This window comes from Mesorhizobium sp. M0768 (genome assembly GCF_040320195.1).
Taxonomy (GTDB): Bacteria; Pseudomonadota; Alphaproteobacteria; order Rhizobiales; family Rhizobiaceae; genus Mesorhizobium.
Genome location: NZ_JAMYPD010000009.1, coordinates 50,708 through 70,380 on the forward strand (window position 1 = coordinate 50,708; position 19,673 = coordinate 70,380).

Annotated in this window: 19 protein-coding genes; 4 read left to right on the forward strand and 15 right to left on the reverse strand. The window is 63.2% G+C overall.

The genetic code is table 11. The features are described 5' to 3' along the window. Positions 1–301 precede the first annotated feature (301 nt). Positions 302–1,054: a sulfite exporter TauE/SafE family protein gene (locus tag NKI08_RS14350; RefSeq protein ID WP_352500810.1), complete on the forward strand. Its 753-nt coding sequence runs from the start codon at positions 302–304 to the stop codon at positions 1,052–1,054. Here the strand turns inward: NKI08_RS14350 and trmD are convergent. Further along, positions 1,036–1,734: a tRNA (guanosine(37)-N1)-methyltransferase TrmD gene (trmD, locus tag NKI08_RS14355; RefSeq protein ID WP_352470799.1), complete on the reverse strand. Its 699-nt coding sequence runs from the start codon at positions 1,732–1,734 to the stop codon at positions 1,036–1,038. The two genes, NKI08_RS14350 and trmD, sit on opposite strands and share 19 nt — an antisense overlap. After that, positions 1,731–2,330, reverse strand: coding sequence for a ribosome maturation factor RimM (gene rimM, locus NKI08_RS14360; protein ID WP_352685328.1), 600 nt, complete (start codon positions 2,328–2,330; stop codon positions 1,731–1,733). Before rimM ends, trmD begins: the two co-directional genes overlap by 4 nt. A gap of 115 nt (positions 2,331–2,445) precedes the next feature. Here rimM and NKI08_RS14365 point away from each other — a divergent pair, with 115 nt between their 5' ends. Then, positions 2,446–3,384: a tyrosine recombinase XerC gene (locus tag NKI08_RS14365; RefSeq protein ID WP_352470801.1), complete on the forward strand. Its 939-nt coding sequence runs from the start codon at positions 2,446–2,448 to the stop codon at positions 3,382–3,384. A gap of 85 nt (positions 3,385–3,469) precedes the next feature. After that, positions 3,470–4,537, forward strand: a complete 1,068-nt coding sequence (locus NKI08_RS14370) for a TraB/GumN family protein (protein ID WP_352615453.1) — start codon at positions 3,470–3,472, stop codon at positions 4,535–4,537. A 918-nt stretch (positions 4,538–5,455) separates the two neighbouring features. Here NKI08_RS14370 and lpdA read toward each other — a convergent pair. The 12 genes from lpdA to mdh all read right to left on the reverse strand — a co-directional run bounded on the left by lpdA (position 5,456) and on the right by mdh (position 17,704). Beyond that, a complete protein-coding gene (gene lpdA / locus NKI08_RS14375; protein WP_352770257.1) occupies positions 5,456–6,862 on the reverse strand; it encodes a dihydrolipoyl dehydrogenase in 1,407 nt (468 codons plus the stop codon). 18 nt (positions 6,863–6,880) lie between these two features. Further along, positions 6,881–7,636, reverse strand: coding sequence for an SDR family oxidoreductase (locus tag NKI08_RS14380; RefSeq protein WP_352770258.1), 756 nt, complete (start codon positions 7,634–7,636; stop codon positions 6,881–6,883). Continuing rightward, entirely contained in the window at positions 7,633–8,085 is a 453-nt protein-coding gene (locus tag NKI08_RS14385) for a hypothetical protein (RefSeq protein WP_352770460.1), read from the reverse strand. The genes NKI08_RS14380 and NKI08_RS14385 overlap by 4 nt, the downstream gene beginning before the upstream one ends. A gap of 65 nt (positions 8,086–8,150) precedes the next feature. After that, positions 8,151–8,732, reverse strand: a complete 582-nt coding sequence (locus tag NKI08_RS14390; protein WP_352770260.1) for a hypothetical protein — start codon at positions 8,730–8,732, stop codon at positions 8,151–8,153. A gap of 10 nt (positions 8,733–8,742) precedes the next feature. After that, the gene (odhB, locus tag NKI08_RS14395; protein ID WP_352470805.1) at positions 8,743–10,044 is read right to left on the reverse strand and encodes a 2-oxoglutarate dehydrogenase complex dihydrolipoyllysine-residue succinyltransferase; all 1,302 of its coding nucleotides are present in this window, start codon (positions 10,042–10,044) and stop codon (positions 8,743–8,745) included. Between the two features lie 29 nt (positions 10,045–10,073). Continuing rightward, positions 10,074–13,061, reverse strand: coding sequence for a 2-oxoglutarate dehydrogenase E1 component (locus tag NKI08_RS14400; protein WP_352770262.1), 2,988 nt, complete (start codon positions 13,059–13,061; stop codon positions 10,074–10,076). A 126-nt stretch (positions 13,062–13,187) separates the two neighbouring features. Further along, positions 13,188–14,090, reverse strand: a complete 903-nt coding sequence (gene sucD, locus NKI08_RS14405) for a succinate--CoA ligase subunit alpha (protein ID WP_352450172.1) — start codon at positions 14,088–14,090, stop codon at positions 13,188–13,190. A gap of 12 nt (positions 14,091–14,102) precedes the next feature. Next, entirely contained in the window at positions 14,103–14,600 is a 498-nt protein-coding gene (locus NKI08_RS14410; protein WP_352540827.1) for a DUF1579 family protein, read from the reverse strand. A gap of 2 nt (positions 14,601–14,602) precedes the next feature. After that, the gene (locus NKI08_RS14415) at positions 14,603–14,974 is read right to left on the reverse strand and encodes a cupin domain-containing protein (RefSeq protein WP_352615464.1); all 372 of its coding nucleotides are present in this window, start codon (positions 14,972–14,974) and stop codon (positions 14,603–14,605) included. A gap of 32 nt (positions 14,975–15,006) precedes the next feature. Then, positions 15,007–15,465, reverse strand: a complete 459-nt coding sequence (locus NKI08_RS14420) for a hypothetical protein (protein WP_352770265.1) — start codon at positions 15,463–15,465, stop codon at positions 15,007–15,009. A gap of 32 nt (positions 15,466–15,497) precedes the next feature. After that, a complete protein-coding gene (sucC, locus tag NKI08_RS14425; RefSeq protein WP_352770268.1) occupies positions 15,498–16,694 on the reverse strand; it encodes an ADP-forming succinate--CoA ligase subunit beta in 1,197 nt (398 codons plus the stop codon). A gap of 41 nt (positions 16,695–16,735) precedes the next feature. Further along, positions 16,736–17,704 (reverse strand): malate dehydrogenase, encoded by a 969-nt coding sequence (gene mdh, locus NKI08_RS14430; RefSeq protein WP_352456335.1) that lies wholly within the window; start codon positions 17,702–17,704, stop codon positions 16,736–16,738. A 232-nt stretch (positions 17,705–17,936) separates the two neighbouring features. Between mdh and NKI08_RS14435 the strand changes: the two genes are divergently transcribed. Next, positions 17,937–18,365 carry a GNAT family N-acetyltransferase gene (locus NKI08_RS14435; protein WP_352770270.1) on the forward strand — a complete coding sequence of 143 codons (429 nt, stop codon included), beginning with the start codon at positions 17,937–17,939 and terminating at the stop codon, positions 18,363–18,365. 31 nt (positions 18,366–18,396) lie between these two features. Here the strand turns inward: NKI08_RS14435 and zapE are convergent, their stop codons facing one another. Beyond that, positions 18,397–19,599 (reverse strand): cell division protein ZapE, encoded by a 1,203-nt coding sequence (gene zapE / locus NKI08_RS14440; protein ID WP_352685338.1) that lies wholly within the window; start codon positions 19,597–19,599, stop codon positions 18,397–18,399. Positions 19,600–19,673 lie beyond the last annotated feature (74 nt).

A 19,673-nucleotide genomic window follows, 5' to 3' on the forward strand; every position in this document is an offset into this window, starting at 1 on the left:
GACCGCTCGGCTATGCCCTTCGTTCGAGAACGTCTGTTCGAGAACATCGGGCAGGGGCGACTACACCGTCATTGTTGACGGGCCAGAAGATCGCTCTTGGCATATTTTCTTCCGGTTCGGCGCGCACATACAGCTATTTCGGCGCTTTGTCACGTCTTCGCTGTTTCTTTTTTGGCGCTGTTTCTTTTTGGCTGAGGCCGCTGTGGCAATCCCGTGATCGCTTGTGGTCCAGGGGGTTGCGCCCGCGCGTCAAGCTTCCTAAGCCGGAAGATAAGCATTTTCCTCCAGCGACGACACCCTCATGCCAATCTTGGACGCGGTCCTGCTCTTTCTCGCCGGCTTTCTATCAGGCGCGGTCAATGCCGTTGCCGGCGGCGGCACGTTCATAACCTTTGGCGCCATGACCCTGGCCGGCCTGCCGCCGATCGTCGCCAATGCGACATCGTCGGTGACGCAATTTCCTGGCTACATCACCTCGACGCTCGCCTATTGGCACGACATCAAGCATTTCTGGCGTGGCGCACTGCTGCTCAGCCTCATTTCGGCTCTCGGTGCGCTGTCTGGCGCGCTCATCCTTCTAGGGCTCGACAACCCGTCGTTCCGCGCCTTGGTGCCGTGGCTGCTGCTGGCGGCAACCGCATTGTTCGCTGCCGGGCCATGGCTGAAGCCGGCGCCCAAGCCGGGGCATGAGGCCGCGGTAGGTTCGCTGGTCGGGTCGCTGGCGCAGTTCGCCACCGCCGTCTATGGCGGCTTCTTCGGCGCCGGCATGGGCGTCATGATGCTGGCGACGCTCGGTCTCACCCAGTCCGGCGACTATCACCGGCTGAACGCACTGAAGAACATGCTGGCCGTAGTCATCGCTGCGGTTGCCATCCTCGTCTTCGTCTCGGGCGGCGTCATTGCCTGGCTGCAGGCGATCATCATGATCCCGGGTGGCGCGCTGGGCGGCTATGCCGGCGTCTGGATCGCCAGGCGCGTGCCGCAGAACGCGGTGCGCGGCTTCGTCATCGCCGTCGGCCTGTTCCTGGCTTTCTACTATTTCGATAAGGGCTGAGCGGCTGAAAGATCCGGTCGTCGCTCCTTCGTCAGCCTCTCCGCTTCGGCCCGCCGCCACGCCGCGATCTTCCTGTGATTGCCCGAAATCAGCACTTCGGGAATCGGCCGGCCCTCGAACTCCTGCGGCCGCGTATAATGCGGATGTTCGAGCAGGCCGTTTTCAAAGCTCTCTTCCTCGCCCGATACCGCATTGCCCATGACGCCGGGCAGCAGGCGCACCACGGCGTCGAGCAGCACCAGTGCCGCCGGCTCGCCGCCGGACAGGATGAAGTCGCCGATCGAAACTTCTTCGAGGCCGCGCGCCTCAATGACCCGCTGGTCGACGCCTTCGAAGCGGCCGCAGACGATCACCGCACCCGGCCCAGCGGCGAGTTCGCGCACGCGTGCCTGGTTCAGCGGCTTGCCGCGCGGGCTCATCAGCAGGCGCGGACGTGGATCGGCTGCCGGCGAGGCATGGTCAATGGCGCTGGCCAGCACGTCTGCCCGCATCACCATGCCGGCGCCGCCGCCGGCCGGCGTGTCATCGACGGTACGGTGACGATCGCTGGCAAAGTCGCGGATCTGGATCGTTTCGAGCGACCAAATGCCGGTCTCGAGGGCGCGGCCGGCCAGCGACAGGCCAAGCGCGCCGGGAAACATCTCGGGATAGAGCGTCAGCACCGAAGCCGAAAAACTCACCGGTTGCCTCCGGCGTCCCTCGGCCCGCGCGGCCTGCCCCTGGGGTCGAAACCGTCGTCAGCGGGAGGCTCGCCGTCCTCATCCTCGACCAAACCTGCGGCGGCTGGATCAACGCGGACAAAGCCGCCGGCGATCGACACTTCCGGAACGGCGGCCTGAGTGAACGGGATGAGCACGCCCTTGCGCCCCGCCAGCGTCACGTCGAGAATGTCGCCGCCGCCGAAATTGTGCACGGCGACGACCTTGCCGACGACCGCACCGGTGTCGTCCTTGACCTCCAGTCCGACGAGGTCGGCATGGTAGAATTCATCCTCTTCGCCCTCATCGGGCAACACCGAACGATCGACGAACAATTCGGTGCCGGCCAGCGCCTCGGCGGCATTGCGGTCGTTGACGCCTTTGAAGCGCACCACCACCACGGTGTTGGCGGGCCTGATGTCAACGATCTGGAAGGCGCGGCCGTCCCTGGCGTAGAGGGGACCGTAATCGGCCAGCGCCAGCGGGTCGCCGGTAAAGCTCTTGACGCGCAATTCGCCCTTGATGCCGTGCGCGGCACCGATCACGGCCATCTGGACGGGGTTTTGCGGCTTGCTCATCTGCGGAAAATCCTTTGCTTTGCTCTAACCCCAGCCCGTCGTCATTTCAATGACGCCGCTCTTCACCGCTTCCTAACCCGCGTGCCGGAAGATGGCGGGGAACTGGAAGAGTGCAATGCAGGAATTCCTCATATCGGCAAAACCCGACCTGCAGGCGGCGCGCGAGGCCTGGCTGAAGATGCTGGCGCGCGAACGCCGGCTATCGCCCGAAACCGTCGAGGCTTATGAGCGCGACACACGCCAGTTCCTGCATTTCCTGACCGGCCATTGCGGCGGCTCGCCCGGCATTTCCGACATCGCCGATCTGCGCCCCGCCGATTTGCGCGGCTTTCTCGCTGCCCGCCGTGCCGAGGGCGCCGGCGCCCGTACGCTCGGGCGCGGGCTGGCCGGCATCCGCTCGCTGTTGCGTTTCCTGGAAAGGCGCGGCCTCGCCAATGCGGCAGGTGCGACAGCCTTGCGCGCGCCGCGGCAGCCGAAATCGCTGCCCAAGCCGCTGACCGCAAGCGATGCAAAACACGTCGTCTCGGTGGAAGGCCAACTGGCGGAGGAGCCGTGGATTGCCGCGCGCAACGCCGCCGTGCTGACCCTGCTCTATGGGTCCGGTTTGCGGATTTCCGAGGCGCTCGGCCTGTCGAGCGCCGATCTTTCCTCACCTGGTGATACCGTGCTGCGCGTCACCGGCAAGGGTGGCAAGACCCGGCTTGTGCCGGTGCTGCCGGTGGCGCTGCGGGCGATTGCCGAATACCGCCGCCTCTGCCCTTGGCATCTCGATCCCAAGGGCCTGCTGTTTCGCGGTGCCCGCGGCGGCCCACTCAACCCGGCAATCGTCCAGCGCGACATGGCCAAGCTGCGCTCGGCGCTCAACCTGCCCGACACGGCGACGCCGCATGCGCTGCGCCATTCCTTCGCCACGCATCTGCTAGGGCGCGGCGGCGACCTGCGCACCATCCAGGAGTTGCTCGGCCACGCCAGCCTGTCGACAACCCAGATATACACCGGCGTCGACACCGCCAGGCTGCTCGAGATTTACGAAGCAGCTCATCCTCGTGCGTGATCGATGCATGTGTCGGTGGCCATCTCGCAACAATTTTGATGCGCCGGTTAACCGTTTTGCCGCTTTTTGCGCCTAGAACCGCAGCATGAAACGCCTCATCGCCATCGCCGACCGCGCGACCCATGTGTCGCTGAAGCTGCTCGTCGCGCTGAACGCCCTGTTTTTCCTCTCTTTCCTCATCGTCGCGCTGCTCGCGGCGGGCAAGGCACGCGCCGAGACTTCGGCCTGCACCGGTAGCGATATGCTGAGCGCGCTGCAAAAGGACGACCCGGCTGCCTACCGCAAGATCGAGGCGGAGGCGGCAGCGACGCCGAACGGCAAGGGCCTGCTGTGGAAGCTCGAAAAATCGGGCGAAAAACCGTCCTTCCTGTTCGGCACCATGCACGTTACCGACCCGCGCGTCACCACGCTGCCACCCGCCGCGCAGAAGGCATTCGATGCGGCTGGCACCGTCATCATCGAGACCACCGAAGTGCTCGACAAGCAGAAGATGATGGCAGCAATGCTGAAAGAGCCGGATCTGATGATGTTCACCGACAAGACGACGCTTTCGTCGCTGCTGTCGCCGGAGGATGCGGCGGTGGTCAACAAGGCGCTCGATGCGCGTGGCATCCCGCCAGCGACCGTCGCCAAGATGAAACCTTGGTTGCTGTCGGCGATGGTCGCGCTACCTGCATGCGAAGTAGCTCGCCAGGCTGGCGGTGCGCCGGTGCTCGACGTCAAGCTTGCCAAGGACGCCGAGGCTTCGGGCAAATCGGTCGAGGGGCTGGAGACAATCGCCGACCAGCTGCGCGCCATGGCTTCGCTGCCGATCGCCTTTCACCTGAAGGGGCTGGTCGATACGCTGAAGCTTGGCGACAAGGTGAACGACGTCAACGAAACCATGATCGTGCTTTACCGGCGTGGCGACACTGGCATGTATGTACCGCTGTTTCGGGCTGTCGTCCCCGATCAGGTCGACGACGAATCGGGTTACGCCGAATTCGAGCAGACCATGATCACCAGCCGCAACAAGGTGATGGTCGATCGTGCAGCGCCGATCCTCGCCCACGGCAATGTCTTCATGGCGGTCGGCGCCATGCACCTTCCCGGAGCGCAAGGCTTGGTCGAGGGTTTCCGCAAGACCGGCTATACGGTGACCGCCGTCAACTGAACGACACGGCGGAGTTGCACACCGAATCATTGCCGAGGCGGGATCAGCCCTTACGCGTGGCGCGACGGCGGACCAGCCGCGCTTCGTGCCAAGAAACCGAAAAAGGTTCGGTTTGGCTCGATCGAACCCATTTTGCGGTGGAAATGCATGCCTGCGAGCGATTCCGGATCAGAATTGCCCTGTTTTCGGCGTTTTCAACGCCTAATGTGAAACCGATTCAACGATTGTACGTTGATGGCTATTACTTGATGTTTTTCATCCACGGAGGACACTTTTATGGCGAACACACCCAATCCGAACGACCCATTCACCTCGCCGGGCTCCGCACGGCCAAGCGGCGGCGGCAGCGGCTGGCTGATTGCCCTGGTCGTCGTTATCCTGGCAATTGTCGCCTATTATGTTTTTGGAAGACGTAGCGAGGCACCTACGCCTGCCGAACCGCCCGCAGCCAGCACACCGGCTCCCGCCCCAGCGCCCGCCGAGCCGATGAAACCAGCCGAACCGGCTCCTGCGCCAGCTCCGGCAACACCCGCTCCGGCTCCGGCTCCGGCCCCTGCGCCCGCCCCGGCCCCGGCCCCGGCCCCGGCACCAGCACCAGCGCCGGCACCGGCTCAGTGATCAGACTGCTGATTTAATATATGAACGGTCCGCTGAAAGGCGGGCCGTTTTTTTGAGAGCAGCCGTCGATGCTCTGAGCTGCGATTAGCCATGGGCTAACTTCATCTTCGTCATCCAGCGCGGAGCAGGAGCGAAGCGACATCGCGGAGACCCTGGAATCCATCTGCGGTTGAGAATGGAAGCCGTCTGTGGTGATCCTTCGCGCCCCTCTCTGTCCTGCCGGACATCTCCCCACTTGGGGCCACTTGGGGCGAGATTGGCTATTTCGCCAATCGCCACCGTCGCCTGCGATTCAACCGCTCAGATATGGATCGGCTTGAAGAACGTCGCCAATGCCGCCTCCTTTACCGCTTCCGACATTGTCGGATGGGCGTGACAGGTGCGGGCTAGGTCTTCCGACGAGCCGCCAAATTCCATCAGCACGGCCGCCTCATGGATCATCTCGCCGGCCCCGAAGCCGACGATGTGGACGCCGAGCACACGGTCGCTGGCCTTGTCGGCCAGGATTTTCACAAAGCCGTCGGTGTGCAGCATGGCGCGCGCGCGGCCATTGGCGCTGAACGGGAATTTTCCGGCCTTGTAGTCGATGCCGGCCTTCTTCAATTCTTCTTCGGTCTTGCCGATCGTGGCGATTTCCGGCGTGGTGTAGACGACGCTCGGAATCACGTCATAGTTCACATGACCGGCCTGGCCGGCGATGGTCTCGGCCACCGCCACGCCCTCGTCTTCGGCCTTGTGGGCAAGCATCGGCCCGGCGATGACATCGCCGATGGCGTAGATGCCGGGCACGTTGGTCCTGAGATGGCCGTCGGTCTTGACCCGGCCGCGCTCGTCGACGTCGACGCCGGCCTCCTTCAGCCCGAGAGCGTCCGAATAGGCCCGTCGTCCCGTCGCAATCAGCACCGCGTCCGCCTCGATCGTCTCGGCTGCTCCGCCCTTGACCGGCTCGAAGGTAACCGTCGCCCCCTTCTTGGCCTTGGCGACGCCGGTCACCTTGGCGCCCAGCCTGAATTCAAAGCCCTGCTTCGACAGCAGGCGCTGGAACTGCTTGGAGACATCGCCATCCATGCCGCCCAGGATGGTGTCGAGGAACTCGACCACGGTGACCTTGGCGCCGAGCCGCGCCCATACCGAGCCGAGCTCCAGACCGATGACACCACCACCGACCACCACCAGATGGCCCGGCACCTTGTCCAGCGACAGCGCGCCGGTCGACGAGACGATCACCTTCTCATCGAAATCGACCTTGACGCCGGGAATGCCGGCGACGTCGGAGCCGGTGGCGATGACGATGTTCTTGGTCTCGATCTCCTCGACCTTGCCGTCATCGGAGGTCACCGACACCTTGCCGGCCGCAACCACCTTGCCGGTGCCACGAAAACTGTCGATCTTGTTCTTCTTGAACAGGAAGGCGACGCCATTGACGTTGGCCGTCACCGTCGCATCCTTGTGTGCCATCATCTTCCCAAGGTTGAGCTTGGGCGCGCCGATCTCGACGCCGAGCGCCTCGAAGGAATGGCCGGCCTCGGCAAACATCTCGGACGCATGCAGCAGCGCCTTTGACGGGATGCAGCCGATGTTGAGGCAGGTGCCGCCGAAGGTCGGGTTCTTTTCGACCACCGCAGTCTTCAGACCGAGCTGCGCCGCCTTGACGGCGCAGACATAGCCGCCTGGTCCCGATCCGATGATAACGACGTCATAGGCCATGATACTGTCCCTTTTGCTTTAGCGGCCGCCGCCGATTTCCAGATTGGCGCCGGTTGTGTAGGACGCCTCGTCCGACAGCAGCCAGAGAATTGCGGCTGCGACTTCCTCGGCGGTGCCGACGCGCTGCATGGGCACCACCTTGCGCATTCTCTCGGCCCGATCCGGCTGACCGCCGGAGGCATGAATTTCGGTGTCGATGATGCCCGGGCTGACCGCGTTGACACGAATGCCTTCGCCGGCCACTTCGCGGGCAAGCCCGACGGTGAAGGAATCGACCGCGCCCTTGGAGGCGGCGTGGTCGACATATTGACCCGGCCCGCCAAGCCTTGCCGCGATCGAAGAAACATTGGCGATGGCACCGCCCTTGCCGCCATGCCTGGTCGACATCCGCTTCACCGCCTCGCGGGCGCAAAGCATCGGCGCGATCACATTGATGCGCATCATGCGCTCCAGCCTCGCAGCGCTCAGCTCGTCGACGCGCGCGCTCTGGTCGACCACGCCGGCATTGTTGACGAGCGCGTCGAGCCGACCGAAACGGGCATCGACAGCCTCGAACATGGCCAACACGTCCGTCTCGCTGCCGACATCGCCCTTGACCGCAAAGGCTTCTCCGCCAGCAGCCTCGATGTCGGCGACCACCGTTTCGGCGGCTTTTGCATTCGACATGTAATTGACCGCAATGCGATAACCGGCCCTGGCGGCAAGCCTGCATGTAGCGGCGCCGATGCCGCGGCTGCCGCCAGTCACCAGCAGGATCTTTCCGCTCGCGCTCATTCCTGACATCCTTTCAGGGCAAAGACGTCCCAGGGCACCTTGGAAAAGCCGTTGGCGCCGTAGGCCGCCGACATCTGCAACGACGCTCCCAGATCGGGCAGGATCAGCTTCTTCGGCGCATCCTTTCCTTCGCCCGGCAGCAACGCGATATTGCCCTGGTCGTCGGCAGTGTAGATGACGCCCTCCCACACGGTGCAGGCGGCGAGCTCGTCGCCGGTGACGTCGCCGGCCGGGCATTTGTACATCAGCGAGCCATGCGGCCGCGCCGCGCTCTCGGTCCACATGACGATGCCGTCGAGCACGATGCGCTTGTCGAGCACCATCTTGAAGCTGTTGGTGACGGCGGCCGACTCGCCGGTCGGCCTGAAATCGATCTCGGCGGCGTCTTCAGGATCGCCATAGACGGCGAGCTCGAGCGGGCAGGCGGCGTGCGCGGCCGCCGGGATCATCGCCGCGCCGACCGCTATCGATGCGGTCGACAGGCTTTCGGACAAGAAAGAACGGATCGTCACTGCTATCCGCCTTGAACAGCTTGATCGAGGATGAAGACCGTCGAAAGAAAATAGTCTATCTCAAACGCTACGTTTTCATTCCTGTCGACCGGAACCGCGTTCACCTCGTATTTGAGGGTCAAGATGCGAGAACTCTCCGCCAGCTCAATATAGACGTCGCGCTCACGACCGCCGCCGATTGCCCACTTGAACTCGCTCTTGTTCAGGAACTGCAGTGCCTTGGGCAAGGTATGTATGGCAATCGGTTGTGTGCCTGCAAAAGTCACGGGATGCCGGCCCACATCGACGTTAAGATGGCCGTACCAAGTCGCAATCGTTCCACCCGATTCCAGTCTTCCGAAGACAGGCTCGACACTAATCGACCTCAGACGAAAATCGGGACTGAAGAAGAACTCGCAATTGGCACCATAGATGCACCACGCCGATCCGGCGTCTCCGTGGCGATAATGATTGTCCGCCCGCAGATCCTCCGGATCTATCAAGCTGCGAACCGTCTCGCGGTCGCTCTTGCCGAGCTCGATTGGGCCAGCACGGCCTGTCGACAATAGTTCGAACAGATCTATCGGGTCGATCGGCTCAGCCACCGGAGCCCCCCTAGAGGTCGAGCACCAGCCGCTCAGGGTCCTCCAGGCTTTCCTTGACGCGGACCAGGAAGGTCACCGCTTCCTTGCCGTCGACGATGCGGTGGTCGTAGGAGAGCGCCAGATACATCATCGGCCGGATCACGATCTGGCCGCCGACCACCACCGGCCGCTCCTGGATCTTGTGCATGCCCAAAATGCCCGACTGCGGCGCATTGAGGATCGGCGTCGACATCAGCGACCCGTAAACGCCACCGTTGGAAATCGTGAACGTGCCGCCTTGCATATCGGCGACGGAGAGCTTGCCGTCGCGCGCCGCAAGCCCCAGCCTGCCGATGTCCTTCTCGATTTCGGCGATGGACATCTGGTCGGCATTGCGCACAACCGGCACGACAAGGCCTTTCTCTGTACCGACGGCAACGCCGATATGAGCGTAGTTCTTGAAGATGATGTCGGTGCCGTCGATCTCGGCATTGACCGACGGGATCTCCTTCAGCGCATGGGTGACGGCCTTGGTGAAGAAGCCCATGAAGCCGAGCTTCACGCCGTGCTTCTTCTCGAACACGTCCTTGTATTTGCCCCTCAGCGCCATCACCGCGCTCATGTCGACCTCGTTGAATGTGGTCAGCATGGCGGCGGTCGATTGCGCTTCCTTGAGGCGGCGCGCGATGGTCTGGCGCAGCTTGGTCATGCGCACGCGCTCCTCGCGCGACGCATCGTCGGCCGGGGACGGCGCGCGCGCGGCAACGGGTGCCGGTACAGGCGCTGCCTTCGGCATTTCGGCCGGCTGCGACGGCGCGCCCCTGGCGATAAGGTCGAGCACGTCGCCTTTCAGCACCTGGCCGCGCTTGCCCGAGCCCGACACCTGGTCGACCGCGAGATTGTGCTCGGCCAGCAGCTTTGCCGCCGACGGCGCCGGCGGCATGGTGCGCGTCTCGATCGCGCCGGCGTCGCCGGCGATCTTGGCCGTCTCGGCAGCGGCCTGCTTGACGCTCGAGGCTGCGGTGGGAGCCGAAGCCTGCGATACCGCATCCTGTTTGTCCGCCGGAGCGGCGGCGGCATTGGCTGCCGCGCCGGCGCCCGCCGAAATCGTGCCGAGCAGTGCGCCGACGCCGACCGTCTCGCCTTCCTTGACGGCGATCTCGGCGAGCGTGCCCGCGGCGGCGGCCGGCACTTCCACCGTCACCTTGTCGGTTTCGAGCTCGACCAGCGGCTCATCGGCGGCGATCGCGTCGCCGACCTTCTTGAACCATTTGCCGATGGTCGCCTCGGTGACGGATTCACCAAGTGTCGGGACGCGGATTTCGGTTGCCATTGTGCCTGTCCGTTTCTTTCGGTTCTGTTCTATTCACCAAGCGCGTCGTCGAGCAAGGCGGCAAGCTGGGCGAGATGCTTCGACATCAATCCGGTCGCCGGCGAGGCGGCGGCTGGCCGGCCGGTATAGCGCACCCGCTGATGCTTGGCGTCGATATGCGCCAGCACCCATTCGAGATACGGGTCGATGAACGACCATGCGCCCATGTTCTTGGGCTCCTCCTGGCACCACACCATCTCGGCATTGCGAAAGCGCGACAGTTCGGTGATCAGCGCCTTGGCCGGGAACGGATAGAGCTGCTCGACGCGCAGCAAATAGATGTCGTTGATGCCGCGCTTCTCGCGCTCCTCGTAGAGGTCGTAATAGACCTTGCCCGAACAGATCACGACACGGCGGATCTTCGAATCCTTGGTGAGCTTGATGGCCTGGCCCGACAGCAGCTGGGCATCGTCCCACAACAGCCGGTGAAAGGCGCTTTCGCCCGACATCTCCGGCAGCGTCGATACCGCCCGCTTGTGGCGCAGCAGCGACTTCGGCGTCATCAGGATCAGCGGCTTACGGAAGTCCCGCTTCAATTGCCGGCGCAAGATGTGGAAGTAATTGGCCGGCGTCGTGACGTTGGCGACCTGCATATTGTCTTCGGCGCAAAGCTGCAGGAAGCGCTCGAGCCGGGCCGACGAGTGCTCCGGCCCCTGGCCTTCATAGCCATGCGGCAGCAGGCAGACGAGGCCCGACATTCTGAGCCATTTGCGCTCGCCCGACGAGATGAACTGGTCGAACACCACCTGGGCGCCGTTGGCGAAGTCGCCGAACTGCGCTTCCCACAGCGTCAGCGCCTTCGGCTCGGCCAGCGAGTAGCCATATTCAAAGCCGAGCACGGCCTCTTCCGACAGCATCGAGTTGATGACCTCGAAGCCGGCCTGCGCCGCCGACAGATTGTTGAGCGGAATGTAGCGTGTCTCGTCGCGCTGGTCGTAGAGCACGGAATGGCGCTGCGAGAAGGTGCCGCGCTCCGAATCCTGTCCGGACAGCCGGATCGGATTGCCGTCGAGCAGGATGGCGCCGAAGGCCAGCGCCTCGGCCGTCGACCAGTCGATGCCTTCGCCGGACTCGATCGCCTGGCGGCGGTTGTCGAGGAAGCGGATGATCGTCCTGTGCGCCTCGAAATCCTTCGGCACCTCGGTCAGTTTCTTGCCGATCTCCTTCAGCATCTTGACCGGCACGGCGGTCTTGCCGCGCCGCTGTTCGTCCTGGTTGTCGGCCGAGCGCAGGCCGGACCACGCGCCGTCCAGCCAGTCCGCCTTGTTCGGCTTGTAATGCTGGCCCACCTCGAATTCCTGCTCGAGATGCGCCCGCCAATCGGCCTTCATCTTTTCGAACTCGGCCTGGGTGATGTGGCCTTCGGAAATCAGCCGGTCGGCATAGATCTGCACCGTCGTCTTCTGGTTGCGGATCTTGCGATACATGATCGGTTGGGTGAAGGCGGGCTCGTCGCCCTCATTGTGGCCGAAGCGGCGGTAGCAGAACATGTCCACCACGACAGGCTTGTGGAACTTCATGCGGAATTCGATCGCCACCTTGGTCGCATGGACCACGGCTTCCGGATCGTCGCCATTGACGTGGAAGATCGGCGCCTCGATCATCTTGGCCACGTCGGACGGATAGGGCGACGAGCGCGAGAAGCGCGGGTTGGTGGTGAAGCCGATCTGGTTGTTGATGATGAAATGCAGCGTGCCGGCGACGCGGTGGCCGCGCAGGCCCGACAGGCCGAGGATTTCGGCAATCACGCCCTGGCCGGCAAAGGCGGCGTCGCCATGCAGCAGCAAGGGCAGCACCTTAGCACGCTCTTCCAGCGGCACGATCTCCTCGCGGCTGCGGCCGAACAGATAGTCCTGTTTGGCGCGCGCCTTGCCCATCACCACCGGGTCGACGATTTCCAGATGCGAGGGATTGGCGGTCAGCGACAGATGCACCTTGTTGCCGTCGAACTCGCGATCCGACGAGGCACCGAGATGGTACTTCACATCGCCCGAGCCCTCGACCTCGTCGGGCGCAGCGGAGCCGCCCTTGAACTCATGGAAAATGGCGCGGTGCGGCTTGGCCATCACCTGCGACAGCACGTTCAGCCGGCCGCGATGCGCCATGCCGAGCACGATCTCCTTCATGCCGAGCTGGCCGCCGCGCTTGATGATCTGCTCCAGCGCCGGGATCAGCGACTCGCCGCCATCAAGGCCGAAGCGCTTGGTGCCCTTGTACTTGACATCGATGAATTGCTCGAAGCCTTCCGCCTCGACAAGCTTCTGCAGGATCGCCTTCTTGCCGGCGGCGGTGAAGGAGATCTCCTTGTCGGTACCCTCGATGCGCGCCTGGATCCAGGCCTTCTCCTCGGGATCGGAAATATGCATGAATTCGACGCCGAGCGTCGAGCAATAGGTCCGGGTCAGGATATCGAGCATCTGCCGGATGGTGCCGAATTCCAGCCCGAGTACATTGTCGAGGAAGATCGGCCGGTCGTAATCGGCTTCGGTGAAGCCGTAATTCTCCGGCGACAGCTCGTTATAGTCCTCGAGCGGCTTGGCGATGCCGAGCGGATCGAGATTGGCGTGCAAATGACCGCGCATGCGGAAGGCGCGGATCATCATGATGGCGCGGACGGAATCGCGCGTCGCCTGATGCACGTCGGCGTCGGAAAGCGCTGCGCCGTTGCCGGCCGCCCTGTCCTTGACCTTTTTTTCGATGTGCTTTTCGATCAGGCCCCAATTGCCGTCCAGCGCCGAGACCAGCTCGCCATTGGCCTGCATCGGCCAGGTGGGCTTGGCCCAAGAGGCGCCCTTGGCGTTCCTGCGCACGTCGCCGGCGTCATCCTTCAGCGCCGCGAAGAAGTCCTGCCATTCGGGATCGACCGAAGCGGGATCGTCCTCATAGGCGGCATAGAGCGCGTCGATATAATCGGCATTGCCGCCATAGAGGAAAGAGGTAAGCGAAAATTGGTCGTTGGCCTGATCTTGTCTTGCCATGTCACTGTCGAAGCCTTTGCTTCGTCTCCTTTGTTGGAGGGGAGTAAGGGAATAGGGGAGTAAGGGAGTAGGGCAAATGCCCTCGTCTTGTTCCCTACTCCCCTATTCCCGTACTCCCTTACTCCCCTAACCCTTGATCGCCTCGACCAGCGTCGTGCCGAGCCGGGCCGGCGACGGCGAAACCTTGATGCCGGCCGATTCCATCGCCGCGATCTTGTCTTCCGCGCCGCCCTTGCCGCCGGAGATGACCGCGCCCGCATGGCCCATAGTGCGGCCCGCCGGTGCGGTGCGCCCGGCGATGAAGCCGGCCATCGGCTTGCTGCGGCCGCGCTTTGCCTCGTCCTTGAGGAATTGCGCGGCGTCTTCCTCGGCCGAACCGCCGATTTCACCGATCATGATGATCGACTTGGTCTCGTCGTCGGCGAGGAACATCTCCAGCACGTCGATGAACTCCGTGCCTTTGACCGGATCGCCGCCGATGCCGACGGCAGTGGTCTGGCCGAGGCCGACATTCGTGGTCTGGAACACCGCCTCATAGGTAAGCGTTCCCGAGCGGGAAACAACGCCGACCGAGCCCTTGCGGAAGATGTTGCCGGGCATGATGCCGATCTTGCATTCATCGGGGGTCAGCACGCCGGGGCAGTTGGGGCCGATAAGCCGCGATGTCGAACGGTCGAGCCTTGCCTTGACTTTGATCATGTCCATCACCGGTATGCCCTCGGTGATGCAGACGATCAGCGGGATCTCGGCCTCGATCGCTTCCAGGATCGCTTCGGCAGCACCCGCCGGCGGCACGTAGACGACCGAAGCGTTGGCGCCGGTCCTGGCCTTGCCTTCGGCTACGGTGGCGAAGATCGGAAGCGCCTCGCCCTTGGCGCCGGTCCAGGTTTCGCCGCCCTTCTTGGGGTGGATGCCGCCGACCATCTTTGTGCCGTGATAGGCGAGCGCCTGTTCGGTATGGAACGTGCCGGTCTTGCCGGTCAGGCCCTGCACCAGCACCTTGGTGTTCTTGTCGACGAGAATGGACATCGGAGCCCTTTTCTAAAAACCATTGATCGAGGAAGGCGAGACGCGCCGGTAGACGCCGCTCACCATGTCTTGCCAGCCATCGCCGCCGGCAGGTTTGAAATGCAGTCGCATGCCGAAGGCATCGGCATTGTCGAAAATATAAGTCACACGCGCGGAGCCGCGCTGCGACGACCGCTCCAGAACCAGCTCCGTGCCGTTCCAGCTGCCTTTGGCCGGCGACATCGGCACGAAACCCATCGAATCGAACTGGTGCATGGTGACGATTTTGTTTTGCTGGTCGAAGCCGAACACGCTGTACGCGCCGAACGAAACCGTGCCGTCGCGGCGCTGGCGATAGCGCTGCACTACGAACAGGCCGCCGAACTGTGCCTCTGCCAGTATTTCCGAACTCGCTGTTCCGCCGTCGGCCCATTTCGTGGCCGACACCTCTTCCTCGCCGCGCCACGCTCCGACCAGCGCCCGCAGGCGCTGGTGATCGGCCGAGAGTGAGGAGAAGGGCGCAGCGTTCATGGTCAGAGCCGCTTGAGATCGGCGACGGTGAGGTCGCTCTTAGCGTTGCCGGTGTTGAGCGTCGTCGCCGGCTCGAACATCAGCACCACCGGCTGTTCGCTGAGCGAGCGCGGCCGGTGCTCGACGGCGCGCGGCACAACGATGAACTCGCCGCTGCCAAGCTCAACCGTGCCGTCGCGGAAATCGATGGCGATGCGGCCGCGCAGCACCAAGAATGCTTCGTCTTCATTGTCATGCGCGTGCCAGTCGAAGACATCGCCGAATTTGGCGATCTTGACCTGGCTGTCGTTCACGTCGCCGGCGATATGCGGATCGAAGACCTTCTTGATCTTCTGATCCGCCGCCTCGACGAGGTTTATCTTGTGCGGAGGCATCGCCTATCAACCTTGACCCTGAAGTTCTGTTTTCAAGCTGGGCATTTTTGGTTTCCGTGAACGACAGCACCGATCCATCGGCCCCCGGCGCGCCGGATCGTCACGATCTGCACCGATAAATTGCCGCCAGACGTTCTCAATTCACCAAGGGACTTGGGGTCATCATCGGCTTGGAAACTGCTGCCATATTTGGTCAGAAGCCTTTTCAGGATCATGTTGGCGGCCAGCTTCGGATCGTTGGTGCCGAAGGAGACCAGGCAGTCGCAGCGACCGTTCGAACTCTTGATTGAGGCAACGATTTCCGTAGCCTTGTAGACTTGTAGCCCGTCGGATCCGGCCTTGAACCCGCTTTGCCGGGCAACCGCGTTGAACCGGCCGAAGCTGGGCGCCGTTGCCGGACATAAGTTCATGAAGAGATTGACCCTCTTGCCGATCCAGGCGGGCGACTTCGAACTATCCGCGGCCGCAGCAGCGCTGGCCCAAAAGGCCATGCCGCAGAGCGCTATGGCCAGCAACCGATGCATCAGTCGCCCTTCACCGCCGCGACAATCTTCTTGGCTGCGTCATCGAGGTCATCGGCCGACACCACGTTTAGCCCGCTGTCGTTGATGATCTTCTTGCCGAGCTCGGCATTGGTGCCTTCCAGCCGCACAACCAGCGGCACCTGCAGGCCGACCTCCTTGACCGCTGCGATGACGCCCTCGGCGATGATGTCGCATTTCATGATGCCGCCGAAGATGTTGATCAGAATGCCTTTGACCGCCGGATCCTTGGTGATGATCTTGAACGCCGCCGTCACCTTTTCTTTCGACGCGCCGCCGCCGACATCGAGGAAGTTGGCCGGCTCGGCGCCATAAAGCTTGATGATGTCCATCGTTGCCATGGCGAGGCCGGCGCCGTTGACCATGCAGCCGATATTGCCGTCGAGCGCGACATAGGCGAGGTCGTATTTCGACGCCTCGATCTCCTTCTCGTCCTCTTCGGTGGTGTCGCGCAATTCGAGCACGTCCGGGTGGCGGAACAGCGCATTGTTGTCGAACGACACTTTTGCGTCGAGCACGCGCAGCCGGCCGTTCTTCATGACGATCAAAGGGTTGACCTCGAGCAGGCTCATGTCCTTCTCGACAAACGCCTTGTAGAGGATCGGAAACAGGGTCGCGCCATCCTTGGCGGCGTCGCCGTCGAGCCTCAGTGCGGCGTTGAGCTTCTTCGCATCGTCGGCCGTCACGCCCTTTTCCGGGTCGATGGCGACGGTAATGATCTTTTCCGGCGTGTCGTGGGCGACCGCCTCGATGTCCATGCCGCCCTCGGTCGAGACGACGAAGGCGACGCGCCCGACCGAGCGGTCGACCAGGATCGACAGATAGAGCTCGCGGTCGATGTCGGCGCCGTCCTCGACGTAGAGCCGGTTGACCTGCTTGCCGGCCGGGCCGGTCTGCTTGGTGACCAGCGTATGGCCGAGCATCTCCTTGGCGTTGGCGACGACCTCGGCCACCGACTTCGCCAGCCTGACGCCGCCCTTGGCATCGGGCCCGAGCTCCTTGAACTTGCCCTTGCCGCGGCCGCCGGCATGGATCTGGCTCTTGACTACATAGAGTGGGCCGGGCAGCGCCTTGGCGGCAGCTTCCGCCTCGCTCGCCTTGAACACCGGCACGCCCTCGGCCACGGGTGCGCCAAAGCCTTTCAGCAGCGCCTTGCCCTGATACTCATGGATGTTCATGCGCTATGTCTCCAGCTTGCTTGGCGGGCTCGGTTACCGGCTTACTTGGCCGCGAGATGCGGAGCGATCTTGACGCAGGCGTCGCACAGGCCCTGCACCGCCGCGACCGAATTGTCGAACATCTTCTGCTCGCTCTTCGCGAGCTCGATCTCGATGATCCGCTCGACGCCGCCGGCGCCGATTACCACGGGAACGCCGACATAGGTGTTCTTGACGCCATATTGGCCGGAGAGGTACGCCGCACAGGGCAGCACCCGCTTCTTGTCCTTGAGATAGGCTTCGGCCATGGCGATGGCTGAGGCGGCCGGCGCATAAAAGGCAGAGCCGGTCTTGAGCAGGCCGACGATCTCGGCGCCGCCGTCGCGGGTGCGCTGCACGATCTGGTCGAGCCGCTCTTTCGAGGTCCAGCCCATCTTGATGAGGTCGGGCAGCGGGATGCCGGCAACCGTCGAATAGCGGATCATCGGCACCATGGAATCGCCATGGCCGCCGAGCACGAAGGCGGTGACGTCCTCGACCGAGACCTTGAATTCCTCGGCCAGGAAATAACGAAAGCGCGAACTGTCGAGCACGCCGGCCATGCCGACGACATGGCTCTTGGGCAGGCCGGAAAACTTCTGCAGCGCCCAGACCATGGCGTCGAGCGGATTGGTGATGCAGATGACGAAGGCTTTCGGCGCGTATTTCTTGAGGCCGGCGCCGACCTGCTCCATCACCTTCAGATTGATGCCTAGAAGATCGTCGCGGCTCATGCCGGGCTTACGCGGCACGCCGGCGGTGACGATGCAGACATCGGCGCCCTCGATGCCGGCATAGTCGTTGACGCCGGTCAGCCTCGAGTCGAACCCATCGACCGGCGACGACTGCGCGATGTCCAGTCCCTTGCCTTGCGGGATGCCTTCGGCGATATCGAACAGCACGACGTCGCCGAGATCCTTGAGGCCGACCATGTGGGCGAGGGTGCCGCCGATCATGCCCGAGCCGATGAGCGCTATCTTGTTGCGTGCCATGTCAGGATGTTTTCCCTTTGACTATGACGGCGCCCAAATCCTTGACGATTTGATGACGGCGTCGGAGGAAGAGGCCGGAATGCTGCGGAACCGCGAAATTCGCCGCACGCAATAGCCCCGGCCGCACAAAAATTCAAACGATTATTTTGGAGTGAGTAATTTCAATCGGTTAGAAACAATGGGACTTACGTAAACGTCAAAATTTTGAAGCCGACTAGAGGAATTCTACACAATGGCACTGGAAATCAGAAGGCTGTTTCCTGGCGATGACGCCCTTGTGATGCGGGTTGCCGGCGAAGTCTTCGACGAGCCGGTCAGGCCGGATCGGCTCTCCGCCTATCTCGCGGAGCCCGGTCATTTCATGGTCGTGGCCCTCGCCGACGGCATCGTCGTTGGCCAATGCGCAGCCGTCATCCACCGCCACCCGGACAAGGTGAGCGAACTCTACATAGACGAGGTCGGCGTGGCGCCGGCCTTTCAACGCCTGGGCATTGCGACGAGGATGCTCGGCGCCATGTTGGCACTCGGTCGCGAGCATGGCTGTGAGGAGGCGTGGGTCTGCACCGAGCCGGACAATGTTGCTGCTCGCGCACTTTACGAGTCGCGAAAAGAGCCGCATGGGCCGGCGGAGGGGTTCGTCATGTATGTTTATCGGTTATAGCCGGCGGCAGCGACCCCTTCTGTACTATCCCTCACGCCTGAGCCTGCCGTGCCTCGGTCGATGATCCCTGCGCCCCCTGCCTCTCCGCCCAGTTCTCGAGCCAGTCATGGCTCTGCATCTCGATCAGCCGCGATGCGGTGCGCTCGAACTCGAAGACTTCGTTGCCGCGCTTGGCCGTATAGAGCTGCGCCGGCGGTGCCGCGGCGCTCAGCACCAGCCGTACATGATGATCGTAGAGCGTATCGACCAGCAGGATGAAGCGCTTGGCTTCGTTGCGCTTGCCTTCGCCGAGCACCGGCACACGGTCGATGAAGATGGTCGAGAAACGGCTGGCAATGGCAAGATAGTCGCGGGCGCCGAGCGGCCTCTCGCAGAGATCGGCGAAGGAAAACCGCGCCGCCTCGCCGGCAGAACGCGGCACCACGACGTGCCGGCCCTTCACCGTCAGCATCGTCTCGGCCGTCGGCCTGCCATGCGTCATCACCGCCCACGCGTCGTCGAGCGCATGGTCGGCGGCGGCATCGGCCGCGGTGATGTAGACCGGCATGCGGCTGAGCTTGTCGAGGCGGTAATCTTTATCGGCGTCCAGCGCCAGCACCTGCGCGTGGCGCTCCAGGATAGCGACAAACGGCAAAAACAACTGACGGTTCAGGCCGTCGCGGTAGAGATCCTGCGGCGCAACATTGGAAGTGGCAACCAGCACCACGCCATTGGCAAACAACGCCGAAAACAACCTTGACAGGATCATCGCATCGGCGATGTCGGTGACGGAGAACTCGTCGAAGCATAGCACCCAGGCTTCCTCGGCCAGCGCGCGCGCCACCGGCGGGATCGGATCGTCCTCCTTGGCCGTGCCGTTCTTGCGAGCCTGTCGGTGCTTCTGGATGCGGTCCTGCACGTCGGCCATGAAGTCGTTGAAATGCACCCGGCGCTTGCGCCGCACCGGCAGCAGCTCGAAAAACATGTCCATCAGCATGGTCTTGCCGCGGCCGACGCCGCCATGGATATAAAGGCCCTTGACCGCCTCGTGCACCTCGCGCTTGCGGGCGAACAACCACCCCAGCGCGCTTGATTTCTGCGCCAGCCGCTTTGCCGATATCTCTTCGATCAGCCGGTCGAGCGCAGCGGCGATCCGCTCCTGCGCCGGATCGCGCCCGATGGCGCCCGTCTCGACTAGATGGTCATAGCGCTGCTTGACGGTCGCATGAGTCTGGAGGCCGTCACGCAGATGCATTGGTCACGTCGTTCCGGAGCAATTCCAAGAAAAGTGTGCAGCGGTTTTCTGTCCGGAATTGCGTAAAAAACAAA